The organism is Novosphingobium anseongense (genome assembly GCF_037482895.1).
In the GTDB taxonomy this organism is placed as follows: domain Bacteria; phylum Pseudomonadota; class Alphaproteobacteria; order Sphingomonadales; family Sphingomonadaceae; genus Novosphingobium; species Novosphingobium anseongense.
In genome coordinates this window covers 39,992-52,871 of sequence record NZ_JBBHJZ010000010.1, presented here as the reverse complement: position 1 = coordinate 52,871, position 12,880 = coordinate 39,992, and the positions used below count along the sequence as shown (strand labels likewise).

The 12,880-nt window shown below is 63.1% G+C and carries 13 protein-coding genes; 7 read left to right on the top strand and 6 right to left on the bottom strand.

Features of this window, described 5'->3' with window-relative positions:
* Nucleotides 1-127 precede the first annotated feature (127 nt).
* Both WG901_RS23545 and WG901_RS23540 read left to right on the top strand, forming a co-directional pair.
* On the top strand, nt 128-1,819 hold the full coding sequence (locus WG901_RS23545) for a ShlB/FhaC/HecB family hemolysin secretion/activation protein (protein WP_339589584.1): 1,692 nt from the start codon (nt 128-130) through the stop codon (nt 1,817-1,819).
* A 532-nt stretch (nt 1,820-2,351) separates the two neighbouring features.
* Nucleotides 2,352-2,993, top strand: coding sequence for an SOS response-associated peptidase (locus tag WG901_RS23540; protein ID WP_339589583.1), 642 nt, complete (start codon nt 2,352-2,354; stop codon nt 2,991-2,993).
* A gap of 167 nt (nt 2,994-3,160) precedes the next feature.
* On the opposite strand, the gene WG901_RS23535 is transcribed toward WG901_RS23540, so the two are convergent.
* The gene (locus WG901_RS23535; protein ID WP_339589582.1) at nt 3,161-4,429 is read right to left on the bottom strand and encodes a Y-family DNA polymerase; all 1,269 of its coding nucleotides are present in this window, start codon (nt 4,427-4,429) and stop codon (nt 3,161-3,163) included.
* Nucleotides 4,426-4,839 (bottom strand): LexA family protein, encoded by a 414-nt coding sequence (locus WG901_RS23530; RefSeq protein ID WP_339589581.1) that lies wholly within the window; start codon nt 4,837-4,839, stop codon nt 4,426-4,428. Before WG901_RS23530 ends, WG901_RS23535 begins: the two co-directional genes overlap by 4 nt.
* Before the next feature lie 119 nt (nt 4,840-4,958).
* On the opposite strand from WG901_RS23530, the gene WG901_RS23525 reads away from it, so the two are divergent.
* From WG901_RS23525 to WG901_RS23510, 4 genes are read left to right on the top strand one after another with little or no spacing between them, the layout of a single operon-like run.
* Entirely contained in the window at nt 4,959-5,324 is a 366-nt protein-coding gene (locus WG901_RS23525; RefSeq protein WP_339589580.1) for a hypothetical protein, read from the top strand.
* A gap of 3 nt (nt 5,325-5,327) precedes the next feature.
* The gene (locus WG901_RS23520; protein ID WP_339589579.1) at nt 5,328-5,651 is read left to right on the top strand and encodes a hypothetical protein; all 324 of its coding nucleotides are present in this window, start codon (nt 5,328-5,330) and stop codon (nt 5,649-5,651) included.
* 12 nt (nt 5,652-5,663) lie between these two features.
* Nucleotides 5,664-6,020 (top strand): hypothetical protein, encoded by a 357-nt coding sequence (locus WG901_RS23515; protein ID WP_339589578.1) that lies wholly within the window; start codon nt 5,664-5,666, stop codon nt 6,018-6,020.
* 2 nt (nt 6,021-6,022) lie between these two features.
* Nucleotides 6,023-6,763, top strand: coding sequence for an SOS response-associated peptidase family protein (locus tag WG901_RS23510; protein ID WP_339589577.1), 741 nt, complete (start codon nt 6,023-6,025; stop codon nt 6,761-6,763).
* Between the two features lie 777 nt (nt 6,764-7,540).
* Here the strand turns inward: WG901_RS23510 and WG901_RS23505 are convergent.
* Nucleotides 7,541-7,900 (bottom strand): hypothetical protein, encoded by a 360-nt coding sequence (locus tag WG901_RS23505; RefSeq protein ID WP_339589576.1) that lies wholly within the window; start codon nt 7,898-7,900, stop codon nt 7,541-7,543.
* 503 nt (nt 7,901-8,403) lie between these two features.
* Here WG901_RS23505 and WG901_RS23815 point away from each other — a divergent pair.
* Nucleotides 8,404-8,778 (top strand): energy transducer TonB, encoded by a 375-nt coding sequence (locus WG901_RS23815; RefSeq protein ID WP_417603998.1) that lies wholly within the window; start codon nt 8,404-8,406, stop codon nt 8,776-8,778.
* Nucleotides 8,779-9,165: 387 nt separating this feature from the next.
* Here WG901_RS23815 and WG901_RS23500 read toward each other — a convergent pair whose 3' ends face one another.
* The 3 genes from WG901_RS23500 to WG901_RS23490 are packed head-to-tail and all read right to left on the bottom strand — an operon-like array spanning nt 9,166 to nt 12,865.
* Nucleotides 9,166-9,762: a DUF3237 domain-containing protein gene (locus WG901_RS23500; RefSeq protein WP_339589575.1), complete on the bottom strand. Its 597-nt coding sequence runs from the start codon at nt 9,760-9,762 to the stop codon at nt 9,166-9,168.
* Nucleotides 9,759-11,558 carry a CocE/NonD family hydrolase gene (locus tag WG901_RS23495; protein ID WP_339589574.1) on the bottom strand — a complete coding sequence of 600 codons (1,800 nt, stop codon included), beginning with the start codon at nt 11,556-11,558 and terminating at the stop codon, nt 9,759-9,761. The genes WG901_RS23500 and WG901_RS23495 overlap by 4 nt, the downstream gene beginning before the upstream one ends.
* A 35-nt stretch (nt 11,559-11,593) precedes the next feature.
* On the bottom strand, nt 11,594-12,865 hold the full coding sequence (locus tag WG901_RS23490) for a serine hydrolase domain-containing protein (protein WP_339589573.1): 1,272 nt from the start codon (nt 12,863-12,865) through the stop codon (nt 11,594-11,596).
* Nucleotides 12,866-12,880 lie beyond the last annotated feature (15 nt).

The following is a 12,880-nucleotide window of genomic DNA, read 5'->3' as shown; positions in this document are numbered from 1 at the left end:
GGCCGCAATCCCGGCGGTCTCTCCCATTGCGCCGTTTTCTACGCCCTCCGCTGTTGCGTCGCAGTTTGCGCATATGGTTAATTTCGAGCAATTTTGACGAATTCGTAACAGCTTGGCCGCTAGGTCGATGGCCATGAAACGCCCCGCGAGCCTGCGCCGGATTGCCACGCCGACCGCCATGCTGGGCGCACTCTCGCTATGCGTCGTCCCGGCTAAGGCTCAGCCCCAGGGCAGCGACGCCGCGGTCCGCGCGGACTCGACGCTGATCGCCACCGACCGCCAAGGCACTAGCGAGATCGAGCCCCCGCCGCAGGCCTCGGTCGCCATCGAAGCGCCCGACGCGCAGGCGAACGCCCCCACGCACGCGGCGATCTTCGTCGGTGCGATCTCGCTGTCGGGTCTCCAGTCTCTCTCTCCTGCCGACTTCTCCGACATCGTCGCGGCGCGGATCGGTCGGACCTTGTCGCCCGCTGAGCTGAAGCAACTGACCGAAGCGGTCGCCGCACGTCTGCGCGCCAAGGGTTTCGCCTTCGCATCGGCCTGGATCGAAATGCAACGGCTAACCACCGGCATTCTCATCATCAAGGTCGATGAGGGTCGCATCGATGAAGTTCGCTTCACCCGGCCTGCTCCAGCCGCCGTGCGCCGTGCGCTGGCGGCGCTGATCGACGGGAAGCCAGCACGGCTGGCCGAGGTCGAACGCTGCCTGCTCATCGCCGGCGACGTCGACGGCGTGCGCATCGGGGGCAGTCGCTACCTGCGCGAAGGCGGCAAGGGCGTATTGCTGGTCGACGCCAGCCAGGACCGCTTCCAGGCGCGCGTCGCCTTGTCGAACCAGGGAACCCGGCCGATCGGGCATGAGCAGGCGCGGATCGAGGCCGATTTCAACGGCCTGTTCGCGTCCGACGATTCGCTGACCCTGTCCTATTCGACCGCACCCGTGCAACCTCGCCAGCTCCAGTTCGGCTACGCACGCTATGCCAAGCGGATCAGCCCCACGGGCACGGAACTGGCCGTGTCCGGCGCGATCTCGGTTACCCATCCTGGCGCCTATCTTGCCCCCTACGATTTGCGGAACCGTTCGTGGCACGTCGCTGGCAGCCTGATGCAGCCCCTACTCCGCCGACGCCGCGCCAGCGTCTGGCTGGAGGGCGAGCTCGGCTTTCGCGAGCTATCGCAATGGCGGAGCGACCTGCTCATCCGCAATGACAAGGTCGCGACCGCGCGGCTGACTATCTACGGCAACAGCGCGCTGGCGGGAGGGCGTCTGCGCCTTAGCACGACCTTGACCCAAGGCTTAGGCCTGCTCGGCGCCACCCGGCCCGGCGCGCGCCTTGCCTCTCGCGCCGATGCCGATGGCACTTTCACCACTTTGTCCGCCTGGAGCGATTGGACCACCGATCTGGGCGGCAAGTTAAGCCTGAGGCTGGCAGCTGCCGGCCAGGTCGCCTCGCAGCCCCTGCTGATCAGCGAGGAAACGAGCCTCGGCGGTACGGCCTTCCTGCGAGGGTACGACTGGGGAGAGCGTACGGGGGACGAAGGCGTGATGGGCCTGGCGGAACTGCGCTACCTGATCGACCGCCCCTTGGGCCTAGTAAAGCGCGCGCAGATCTATGCCTTCGTCGACGGCGGCAGCCTCTCCAATCAGCAACGAGGCCCCGGCGGCGGCGCACTGGCCTCTGCCGGTGGCGGATTCCGAATGGATGTGGCCCGGAATTTCGGCGCCACCTTCGAACTCGCCGTGCCGCTCAGCGGCCCTCGCTACGATACCGGCGACGAGAGCCCTAAGCTGAATTTCGGACTGATCAGAAGCTTTTGACTGGCGCGCACCGGATTTGGCGGTGCAGATGAACCATCGACCGCTTTGAGAAAAACTGATCGAACCGCCGTGCGACCGCTTTGTCGGTGAAAAACGTTACATCTCCAAGTAAAGAGTCTCTCCAGTCTCCTCGACCCGAAAAGACCCGTCTTTTTGTAAAGTGACGGCCCTACCGTCGGCTAGTACATAGTCCAACTCAGCGTCATTCCGCATTACGATGACAATGTAGAGGTTACCTTCCTCACCTCTAGTTGCTAGCCTGTCCGTAACTCGCCACATTTCACTTCCCAGCTACGCCAAGACGACCGCGTACTCGAGTTTTCATGAAAGGAGCCCCGGGCGGCTGGCTCGGGGCTCCTGTGTTCATCCATGCGAGCTTCCCCGTCCTGGCGAACGGTAAGCTAACGCGGCCTTGCTCGTTTGGGTTCCCGTCCATCGCGCACACGAACTAAGCTTCGTCGCTAAGGGTGAACGACCGACAGCTAAGTCGACGCGTCCTGACCGCACTCGTCTTTCGTGATATACAGACCGCATGTGCAATCTCTCGACCGTTCGTAAGAGCGCCGCCGAAGTCGCCGCGTACTTCAACGTCGCGCCGCCCGACATCGCTGTGTTCAACGCGGCAGAGGAAACCTTTCCCGGCTATCCCGGTATGGTCGTGCGCGAAGTCGATGACAGGCGCCGCCTCGAGACGATGATCTGGGGCTTCCCGCGCCGCCTCAAGACGATGAAGCCTCAATCCAAGCCGCTCAAGGTCAACAACGCGCGTGACGACAAGCTCTACACCGCATTCTGGGAAGACAGCTTCGTCAACCGCCGCTGCCTCATCCCCCTGACCGGCTGGGCGGAAGCCGAGGGCGAGAAAGGTCGGATGACGCGGACCTGGTATTCGCTCCACGATGCGGAGATTTTCGCGGTCGGCGGCATCTGGCGCGATACGATCGAGTGGGGCGAGGCCTATTCAATGGTGATGGTCGATGGGTGCCCGCAGATGTCGGACGTGCACGACAGGATGCCGGTTCTGCTGCGCCCCGACCAGTACGATCAATGGATGCTTGGCTCGCACGAGGAGGCCTTTGGGCTCGTACGAACCTGCCACGATGAACTGCGGGTCGATCGCACGCCCGAACTCTGGACGAAGAGGAGCGCGCCTGGTGGAACCACACTTCTCTAGAGGGCGGCGCCCGGCGCCTCGCCTGCTCGATGCCCTACTGGCGGAGGCCCCTATCGCGGTCTTCTGGGTGTCGTTCTCGCCTATGTCCTGTCATGATGGCCCGGCGCAAGAGCGCGCGATGTCAGGCTGACAACGCCGCCAGGCGGTCCCCGCCACATGCGCGCGCCTCAGGCCCGCACCGCAGGCACGTCAGCAATCCGGGTGGTGTAGTTGGGCGAGCGCGAGTCCGAACGTGCCGCCCAGCCGCGTTTGAAGCCCTGCGTTGCCGGCACCGCGGCGAACTTGCCGAAACGGCCGTTCACCTCGTCCATGGCCGCCATAAGCCGCGCGCGCTTGTCGGTATCACCCTCGAACAGCGTCAGGGGCCGAAGCCGTTCCTCGATCAGGTCCTCGAGCATGATCCCGGCCTTGGTGATGCCGTAGCCCTCGCGCCAGGCGCTCTCCACGCCGCGGCGCGCCAGTGCCAGGATCGCCAGGCCATCGTTGGTCATCGGCTGGGCGCTGAGCGTACGCGTCGCCGAATATTGCGGCCGCTCGGGCTTGTGCGGATTGGTGTGGAAGAAGGCGGTCACGCGGCGCGCGACGAGACCGTGCTGGCGAAGCTTCTCCCCTGCCCGCATGGCGTACTGGGCGACGGCACCCATCAGCGTGTCGATGTCGGTGACCGGCGTGCCGAACGAGCGAGTCACGGCCATGCCCTTGCGCTGCGGTTCGATCGTCTCGACCGCGGCGGCGGGAACGCCGCGCAGTTCGGCGATCAGCCGCTCGAGGACGACTGTGCCGACACCCCGCGCCTGCTTCATGGCCATGTCGCGCAGTTGCCCAGCCGTCCTGATGCCAAGCCCGTGGAGTTTGGCAGCCGTTGCCCGGCCCACGCCCCAGACGTCGGTCACGGCGAAGCGGTCGAGCACCCAGTTGCGGGTCGCCTCGTCGCGCAGATCCGCGACGCCATCGAACAGCGGATTCTTCTTAGCCGCGGCATTGGCGAGTTTGGCGAGCGACTTGGTCGGCGCAATCCCGACGCAGGTCGGGATCGTGGTCCATTCGCGAACCTGCGCGCTCATCGCGCGTGCGTGGGCGACGAGATCGAGATGTTCGAAGCCGGCGAAGTCCACGAAGGTCTCGTCGATCGAATAGATCTCGAAATCGCGCGCAAAGGGCTGGATCGCCGCGACGACGCGGCGCTGCATGTCACCATAGAGCGCATAGTTCGACGAGAGCACGCGGATGCCGTGCGCCTTCACCTTGCCCTGGATCAGGTGGATGGGATCGCCCATCTTGACCCCGAGCGCCTTGGCCTCAGCCGATCGCGCGATCGCGCAGCCGTCGTTGTTCGAGAGCACGATGACGGGCACGCCGACGAGGCTCGCGTCGAAGGCGCGTTCGCACGAGACATAGTAGTTATTGCAGTCGATGAGGGCGACCGGCGCGCTCATGGGTAGCGCCGGGCAAGGCCTGCGAGGACGCCCCAGATCTCGACGTGCTCGTCGACGATGATGTCGGGGTAGCCCTCGGCCTCCGCGACGAGCCAGAGGCGGTCGGCGCGCCGCCGCAGCCGCTTCAATGTCCGGTCGCCATGGACGAGCGCCACGACGATCTGCCCAGGCCGGGGCTTCCTGGCGCGACTGACGACGATAAGGTCACCGTCGTTGATCCCCGCGCCGACCATCGAGCAACCCTCGACACGCATGACGTAGCTCGCGGCCGGGTGCTCGACGAGCCAGTCGCCGAGGTTGATCGGCTCTTCCATGTCGTCCTGCGCGGGTGACGGAAAGCCCGCAGAGGCGCTGACGAGCAGTATCGGCAGCTCGATCGGCGCGAGGTGGATGGGGACGATGTGGAGCATTGGGGCCTGCAGCGAATCAGGGAAACCCGACCTTGGGTATCGCAAGGCTGGGACGACGTCATTGGATTTGTACCTATTTTGTTCTATACCAACCAGCCACCCCGAGTCGGAGAGCTGCCTTGGCCATCACCGTTATTCCCATGCCCAAAGAGCCGCGGCTGTGCGTCGTCGGCGACGTCGAGGCCGACCTTGCGATTCCCGCGGCAGCCCCTCGCCTGCTTGGCGAGATCGAGCTCGTCGACACCTACTGCATCGCGCTTTCGGACGGCTCGCTGGTCCGCGCGCGGCATCATGCCGATCCCCGCTTCGAGATCGTCGTCGAAGGCGCCGGCGCGGTGACGATCGACCGCGCCGGCAAGTCGTTCTCGCTCGACTGGAGCGTCGAATGGGTCAACGTCGCGTCCGATCACGCCTCGACCGCGCTCGCCGAAAAGCGGCCCGTCAGCCTGCCGCTGTTCGATTTCGTCGCGGATGCCGCGGCGTGACCTGTGAGCCGCAACCAAGACGGCCTCAGGGTCGCGACCAACGTCTTCGAGGCAGCCTTGTGGAAGAACAGCGTGCGCGCCGCCTGCTCCTGCGGGCAGACCGCCTGCTTTCAACCGCACGGCCTATGGAATTTGTGCGAGAAGCGGGGCTGGAGCGATGAGTTTCGCGACCTACGCCCTCGCCTCTACTGCTCGCGGTGCTGGCGCGAACGGTATCGCAAAGTCCGCCCGAAGACGATCGAGGCGAGCGACGAGCTTCCCACGATCAAGCTCAAGATGCCCGACGAACGCGAATGGAAGCGCGCGCTGAGCCGCTTCCGGGCCTGAAAGGTAAGAGCCATGGACTATCAGAAACTGGGCGCCGGCGACGGCGAAGACCTGAGCCAGGAAAACGAAATCTCGCTCAAAGTGGCAGATCTCGTCGCCAGGATCATCGTCAGCGGGTCGCTGCCCGGCCTGGCTGGCCGCGACCCCGACGCGGCGATCGATGGCGTGATTATGGCCTTGGCGCTCGTGCTCGAGCAGTCGCCGGAAGGGGCGACGCCACGGGACCTGCGCAAACAGTGCGAGGACTTCGGCAAGCAGCTTCACTACCATGCAAAGCTCTTCCGCGGCGTCTACGAGAAGACCGGTCAGCATCCGATCGAGCAGGTGCTCGGAGATTTCGCTTCGCCGATCGCCAGGACGGCCCACTAGCCATGACGCGCCTCTATGCGCTTCTCGCCCAGGTCCAGGACGTCGCCACTCACTTCGATGCCGAGTGCGGGATTTCGGACTATCAACCGACCGACATCGTCGAAGGCCTGCAAGGGCCGGTCGTCACCCAGCGCGGCGGCGATCGGCAACTCGAGGCTATGCGTTGGGGCTTCCCGCGCATAACCCGCGAGATGCGCGAGCGCGGTGAAGCGGACGACATCATAGGACTCGTCGCCGACCTGACGAACCCGCTCTGGGAAGAGGTGGTCCAGGACATGCACAACCGCTGCCTGATCCCGCTCACGCACTTCGCGAACCCGGCAGGCGATTCCGGCGAGAAGACGCGGACGTGGTTTTCGGTCAAGGAGCAACCGATCGTCGCCTGGGCGGGCTTCTGGGCCGAGACCGAGGAGACGGGTCCCGTCTATGCCGGTATGACCATGACTGCGAATGCGGCGGTCATGACGACCAACGATCGCATGCCGGTCCTGCTGGAACGGCACGAATGGGGCGTTTGGCTCAACGGCGGCATCCGGGACGTGATTGGCCTGCAGTTCGCCCCACCGCTTTCCCCCAAACGCATGCTGGTCAATCGGACCAGGGATCGTTGGCGGAGCGGGAAGCTTCCCTTCGTCGAGCAGCTCACGTTGTTACGACGGCAGAAAAGTTGTGGGGTCCGGACAGTCTGTTCTCAGGCCCATCTGGTGCAAAGCAGACATGCTTCCTTAATGCCTTCTGGTTAGCCCGATGGTTCTAAGCACTCAGAGTTTTGAGAGAAAGAGATTGGCATGAAGGCTCGACAGTCATTCCAAATTCTTCCCGCGTTAGCCGGCCTGATTGCAGCTCCTGCGCTTGCTTGTCAGTCTTACGTGGGCCCGACAAACTTGGACTATGGGGCCCGAGCGGAGACCATAGTGATCGGCCGCATAACCGACTATGAAAAGGTCAACAACACTGCGGGGCTCAGTTTTGGTGCCACCATTCCCCTAAGCATGTATTCGAGAATATTTATATCAGTCGAGCAGGTCCTAGCCGGTCATGCGGATAAATTGATTTCCGCGATTGTAGGCAAGTGGCCTGACGGTGGGTTGGGACCAAGATCTCCAAAGGGTCAAGTTCTGATAGCTTTAGAGGACCTGAGCGTGAGCGGAGGTATTCGACCCCGCCGTGGCCGCGATGGCGCGTTTATCCCAGCTCCACGTTGGGGCCATCTGGCGGTCGTAGAGGAGCCATGCCGCAGCGCTTTTGTCTTCGACGCAGCAAGTGATGAGGCGCATGCCTTCCTTGCCAAGTGGCGACACGCTCACAAATCGGATCGCTCTCTTCACGAGGCACCATAACCGCCCTCATCACAGTATCGCAATTGAAGACAGAACCAGTCGGCAATAGGCAAATTAATGGCCGCTATCGGAGCTCTGAAGCGCCGGCGCGAAGGGCAGATTTGTTGGCAAAGATGTTCAAAAGCTTCGGAAATGGAGAACTTGAAATTACTTCTCTGGAACTCGGACATCGGAATCAACTTACCCCTGATTTACCCACTCAAACCCGTGTTCTAAGTCATCATTTAAAATGAAATGACCTTCATATCCTTTTTGTTTCATTTTCGTCGATATGCAGTCAAGCGCATTGGCATCTCCAAAGTATCCGACTGCCATAATCGCAGGGGTTTCCATCGATTCCGGCCGAAACCCTTTCGATCGGGCAACTTGGCTTAAAATTTCAGTGGTAACGGAACCCCGTTCGGCATAAAAATCATACCATCCGGGTGTGAAAAAAGTTTTTTCTTTAATTATAACCAATGAATATTTTCTTGAATTACAAGCTCGCTCAATTGTGGAGACTAAATAGTTTCTTTTTATCATACGTTCGCTGCTCGACACTAAGTGCATTTCGAAAATTATGAGCGCGATTATTACAAACGCTGCTATATGTATAGCGCATCGCAATAAGCGAAAATTGGCGAAATTTTTTCCTGAAAGTCGCACGATGCACCTCTCGAATCAAAAATATACAATCAACCATGCCGTCTGTTGACGGCATGCGGCTCAGCATGTCGGTCAATATATGGCCGCGCCGACTGCTAATTTGAAACGCGCGATATGCTCTTTTCTCCGCCAATGCTCTTGCCATTCTTGAATGCGCTGACAACGGAATTGCGACGGGATCTTACTTCGATCTGGAGGCACTTTTGTTCATGTCATCTTAACTGCTGGATCTTGTGCGCCCGTCCCGGGGTCGGGAGCGAACCCCAGGCGCTAGGCAGGACGGCAGGCTAGGTCCTCGACTGTGATGACCCTGTCGATCAATCGTTACAGCGTGGAGATTGTGAAGATTCGCGCGTCAGGCATAAGTGAAATCACCGCCACCGTTCAACGAGGCCTCAATGTGGAAAGCGGCATTACTAATCGGCGGCCTGCTTACGAGTAGTGTGGTCCATGCGAAATCGCTTCGCCGCGCCTCGGAGCCGATTGGAGGGCCACGCAGCTGGGAATCACAAAACGATTACCCCTCGCGCGCGATCCGCGAGCAAGTCGGAGGGACAACCAGCTTTCGCCTCACCGTCCGTCCAGATGGCAGCGTTTCTAATTGTGAAATCACCGTATCAAGCGGCCACGAGAACTTCGACCAAGCCACGTGCTGGGCCGCGCTACAACGCGCGCGCTTCGCGCCGGCGAGAGATAAGGCCGGAAGGCCTACAATCGGCACGTTCGCATATTACCGGCAATGGATACCGCCGGTACGTCGATACGAGCATTGATCCATCTGGCGTCCCTGACGATCCCATACTCTGGCTATCGAGGTGCTACCCTCCATCTAATCGCGCTTCTGCTCAGTTGAACGATTGGCCGCTTCCAGGGAACGCTAAAGCACCTCGGTATGTCGGCTGTGTCGGCGATTTCCCCCACGCCGGCCCCCGCCAGCGAATGCGCTCGCTTATCCAGTTCCTTTATAATTGAGCAAGATACGAACTTGGAGATAGGTCCGTTTCGGATTTTTCGAGCCGCTTGGTGGAGATGAGCGCCCTCCATCGCTTTCGAATCCGCGGAGATTTCTACGGACACGACAACGATGAACGAACGGTAGCTTCCGATAATCCGCAGGAAACAATCGAATGGCTGGAATGTCGGCGGCTATCGTCTCGAATTCAAAAAACACGATGAACCTGAATCAACCGATCGTTTTCTGCTGACGACTTGGCCAGTGCCATTTCTTTCGGGGTCTCGACCAAGGTTGAAAGGAAGATCGCCTTGTTGAGCCAGTCGTAGCGGCCAACCGGCGCGGTGAACTCCGGCACGAGACGAAATTTCGGCCATTCACCGTTCCGTCCCGGATACATCAGCCCCCGATTATGGATCAGGATCGTTACGCCATCGTCGGTCTTCAAGCGATAGAGCGCGTCGATGACCTCGACACCATCGGGCCGTGTTACGGGGAAGTCGCCACCACCCGGAACCACGGTGCCGCGGATATTCGGGCCCTCGAAACGGCCCCCGACGATCGGCCAGATCTCGCCGCGGCGACCGTCCTTGCTTTCCGGACTTGGCCCCATCGGCTCGGGCGCGCTGCAGGTCACGACGAGGTTCATGACCAGTTCGGTACGGACCGGATCGAGATCGCGCATCGGGGTTGCAGCAGCGGCTCGACCGGCGGTGGGCACGACGGCCAGCGCCAGGCCGCCACCAGCGGCGGCCAGGACATGGCGGCGGGATAGTTCGGGCATGGTGGACGGTCCTTCGGTCATTTGCGGCGTAAGGGGTCAAGGCGACACGGTTGCTTGAGCACGGTACCGCATGCGGGACGGCCTGTCGGCACCGTGAAGCCGTCAATTAGGCCGAGCACGAGTTGCGACGGGTGCGACGCATCGTGCCAGATGCTGTTTGTCGCGGGCGCGGAATGCGGCGCGAAACCATAGCCGCCCCAGCGGCTCGGCGCATCGATCCATAGCCGCATCCGCGAACCGGCGCGGAAGGCATGACCGAACTTGGGTAGCTCGACCCTCGCCAAGATCGGCACGCCGGGTGTCAGCGCGGTCATCGTCTCGGGCCGGTCGAGCGGCACCGGCCGCAGCGCCGTAGCGCGGCCGTCATCCTGCGCGCGGTTCGAGGCGCGCAGCCAGCCGCGTTGGACGAACATCTCCTGCCCGTCGGGACGCAGTTCGGTCAGGGTGACCTGGAGATCGGTGTCGGTCGCGGTCGAAGAGAGCCAAAGATCGGCGCTGGCAGTGCCGTAGGCCAACAGCGTTTCGCCGAGCGCGGCCGAGGTATAGGCCAGGCTACCGCGTCGCCAATCCGGTGCCAGCGAGCCCCAGCGGTCGCCCTCGGCATCGACGTTCACCGCCGCACCGGCAATTGGATAGATATAGGCGTCGGCGGCGCCCGACCCCTTGCCTTCGGCGACCAGCGCGCCGCCGCCGCTCAGCGCGAAGCGCATCGGCCGGACCGTCGGCGACCAACCTTCGCGCTCGACCAAGAAACCCGGCAACAGCGCTTCCTGATAAACGTGCCCCTCGCCGCTGGAATGGCTCTCCAGCCAGAGCTGCAGCCTCGGCCTGCGTTCGAAGCCGTTCGCCTCGCCCTTCACGAAACGGTCGAGGAAGCCGAGCAGGATCTCGCGGAAGCGTTTCGATTCATAGAGATCGTGGCCACCGTTGGTCTGGACCAGCCAGAGCCGCGAAGGATCAATCGTGTCGTGATAGTGCCCCTCGCGCGAGGTCACGGCCTCGTCCTGGAAAGCCGTCATCGACAGCACCGGCACGGCGATCTGGGCAGTGCGCGCCGCCAGCCGCCGCTGCTCGATGTAGGCGTCGCGCAGCGGGTGGCGGATGATTACGCTCGAAAGGTTCTCGGGCTCGGCAGTGCGGAGGTTCTGGGCCACCTGCGCCAGACAGGCCGCATCGTTCTCGGCCTCGGCGCTGGCGCGGACCGAGGCCCAGCGCGAATGGAGATATTCCCACCAGTGCGCGACGAAGGCCGGCGCGGGGACACCGCCCGGCGCCCAACTGTCGAGCCGGGCATCGGCCATGACCATGCCCGGCGCGATCGCCTTGAGGTTCGGTGGGCGCTCGGCGGCCGTGGCCAGCTGCGACATTCCCGCCCAGGACCAGTTGGCCATTCCGACCGCGCCGTTCGACCAGGGCTGCGCGGCGATGAACTCGATCGCGTCGCGCCCGTCGCGGCCATAGTCGGGGCCGAGGAAATCGAACCGCCCTTCCGAACAGCCCGTGCCGCGGGCGTTGACGCCGAACACCGCATAGCCCCGTTCGACCAGCGCGCGGTCGAGATTGACCGACATGGCGGTATCGTCGGCCATATAGGCCGGGCCGCCGAGCCCGCCGGGATCGTAGCCGCTGTAGTTGACGATCGTCGGAAACGGCCCCTCGCCGCGCGGCAGCAGCACCGAATAGCGCAGCTGGATCCCATCGCGGGTGGTCAGATAGCCGGTCAGCCGCCGAGCCCAGAACGCTTCGTGATGCATTGGCGCCGCCGGCTCGGCAACCGGCGTCTGCGCCGTGGCGGCGCCCGCCAGCAGGGCTGCCATTGCGACACCCAGCAGCCGTCGGTTGCGAGCAAGGATCATCGACCGGGCTGCCAGGCCGAGATCGCCCCCATCGCCGCGATCGTCTCGCCATAGACCGCGTCGTTCTCGGGCGGAAAATAGCTGAGCTTGACGACGACCGTGCGCGTGTCGGGATCGATGTAGATGAACTGCCCTTCGAGCCCGAGCGCATAGAACGCGTTCGAATTGGTCACGGTCCACCACTGATAGCCGTAGCCGCCCATCGGCCCCTCGGCGCCGTGCGGCGATGTGGCATCGGCGATCCAGGCCGCGGGGACGATCTGGCGGCCGTTGGCGCGGCCCTTGTCGAGGATCATCTGGCCAAAGCGGGCATAGTCGCGCGCGACGGCGTTGAAGCCGGCGCCGGTGAACTCGCGCCCCTCGGGCGCGGGACCGTCCATGATGAAGAAGCCATCGGCCTCGGCGCCCAGCGGCTCCCACAGCTTCTCGGCCATGTAGTGGGCGACCGGCCGCTGAGCTACGCGTTCGACCAGCCAGCCGAGCACGGCCGTGTCGATCGTCTTGTATTCGAAGACCTGGCCGGGCGGGTGTGCGCGCTGGATGTCGCGCGCGGCGTCGGCGAAGCGCACGACGTTGCGCACCAGAGCGTTCTCGTGGTTGCGCGCGGCAATGCCGGGATTGTCGAAGTCGTAGCGCTCTTCGTAGGACACACCCGACTTCATCTCGAGCACCTGGCGGATCGTCACGCCGTTGTAGGCACCGGGCTTGAGCTCGGGCAGATACTTGACGATCGGGTCGTCGAGCGAGGCGATGCGCTTGTCGGCCAGCGCCAGCCCGACCAGGGTCGAGGTGAACGATTTGGTCATCGACCAGCCCATGAAGGACGAGGTCGCATCGGTGCGATTGCGATAGATCTCGCTGACGATACGCCCGTCCTTCATCACGATCAGCGCATTGGTGAAAGTGCGGTCGAGGAACTGCTCGAAGCCATAGCGCGCGCCCTGCCACTCGTAGCCAATCGAGACCGGCGCATCGGCGCGCGGCAAGGCCCAGACCGGACCTGATCGGCCGACCTTGCGCGTGTCGAAAAGCGCCGCCATCGTGTGGAAGTAGAAGCTGTTGGCATCGCTCTTGAGCACCTGCCGGCGAACCTGCTGCACGGTCGGTGAGACCGGCGATTCCGCGTCGGCGCGCTGGTCCGCAGTCCGGGCCGGGGCAGCCCCGAGGACTGCGGGATAGGCCGATTTCGGTGCATCCTGGGCCGCTGCGGGGCAGGCAGCCGTCAGCGCTGCGGCCAGCGCGGCCGCACAGGTCATCGTTGTCTTCATGCGAAGCTCTCCAGA

Bases quoted from the DNA above. Each gene is read 5' to 3' on its own strand.
- WG901_RS23545 (WP_339589584.1), top strand. From the start codon at position 128: ATGGCCATGAAACGCCCCGCGAGCCTGCGCCGGATTGCCACGCCGACC.
- WG901_RS23540 (WP_339589583.1), top strand. From the start codon at position 2,352: ATGTGCAATCTCTCGACCGTTCGTAAGAGCGCCGCCGAAGTCGCCGCG.
- WG901_RS23535 (WP_339589582.1), bottom strand. From the start codon at position 4,429: ATGAGCGCGCCGGTCGCCCTCATCGACTGCAATAACTACTATGTCTCG.
- WG901_RS23530 (WP_339589581.1), bottom strand. From the start codon at position 4,839: ATGCTCCACATCGTCCCCATCCACCTCGCGCCGATCGAGCTGCCGATA.
- WG901_RS23515 (WP_339589578.1), top strand. From the start codon at position 5,664: ATGGACTATCAGAAACTGGGCGCCGGCGACGGCGAAGACCTGAGCCAG.
- WG901_RS23510 (WP_339589577.1), top strand. From the start codon at position 6,023: ATGACGCGCCTCTATGCGCTTCTCGCCCAGGTCCAGGACGTCGCCACT.
- WG901_RS23815 (WP_417603998.1), top strand. From the start codon at position 8,404: ATGTGGAAAGCGGCATTACTAATCGGCGGCCTGCTTACGAGTAGTGTG.
- WG901_RS23500 (WP_339589575.1), bottom strand. From the start codon at position 9,762: ATGACCGAAGGACCGTCCACCATGCCCGAACTATCCCGCCGCCATGTC.
- WG901_RS23495 (WP_339589574.1), bottom strand. From the start codon at position 11,558: ATGGCAGCCCTGCTGGCGGGCGCCGCCACGGCGCAGACGCCGGTTGCC.
- WG901_RS23490 (WP_339589573.1), bottom strand. From the start codon at position 12,865: ATGAAGACAACGATGACCTGTGCGGCCGCGCTGGCCGCAGCGCTGACG.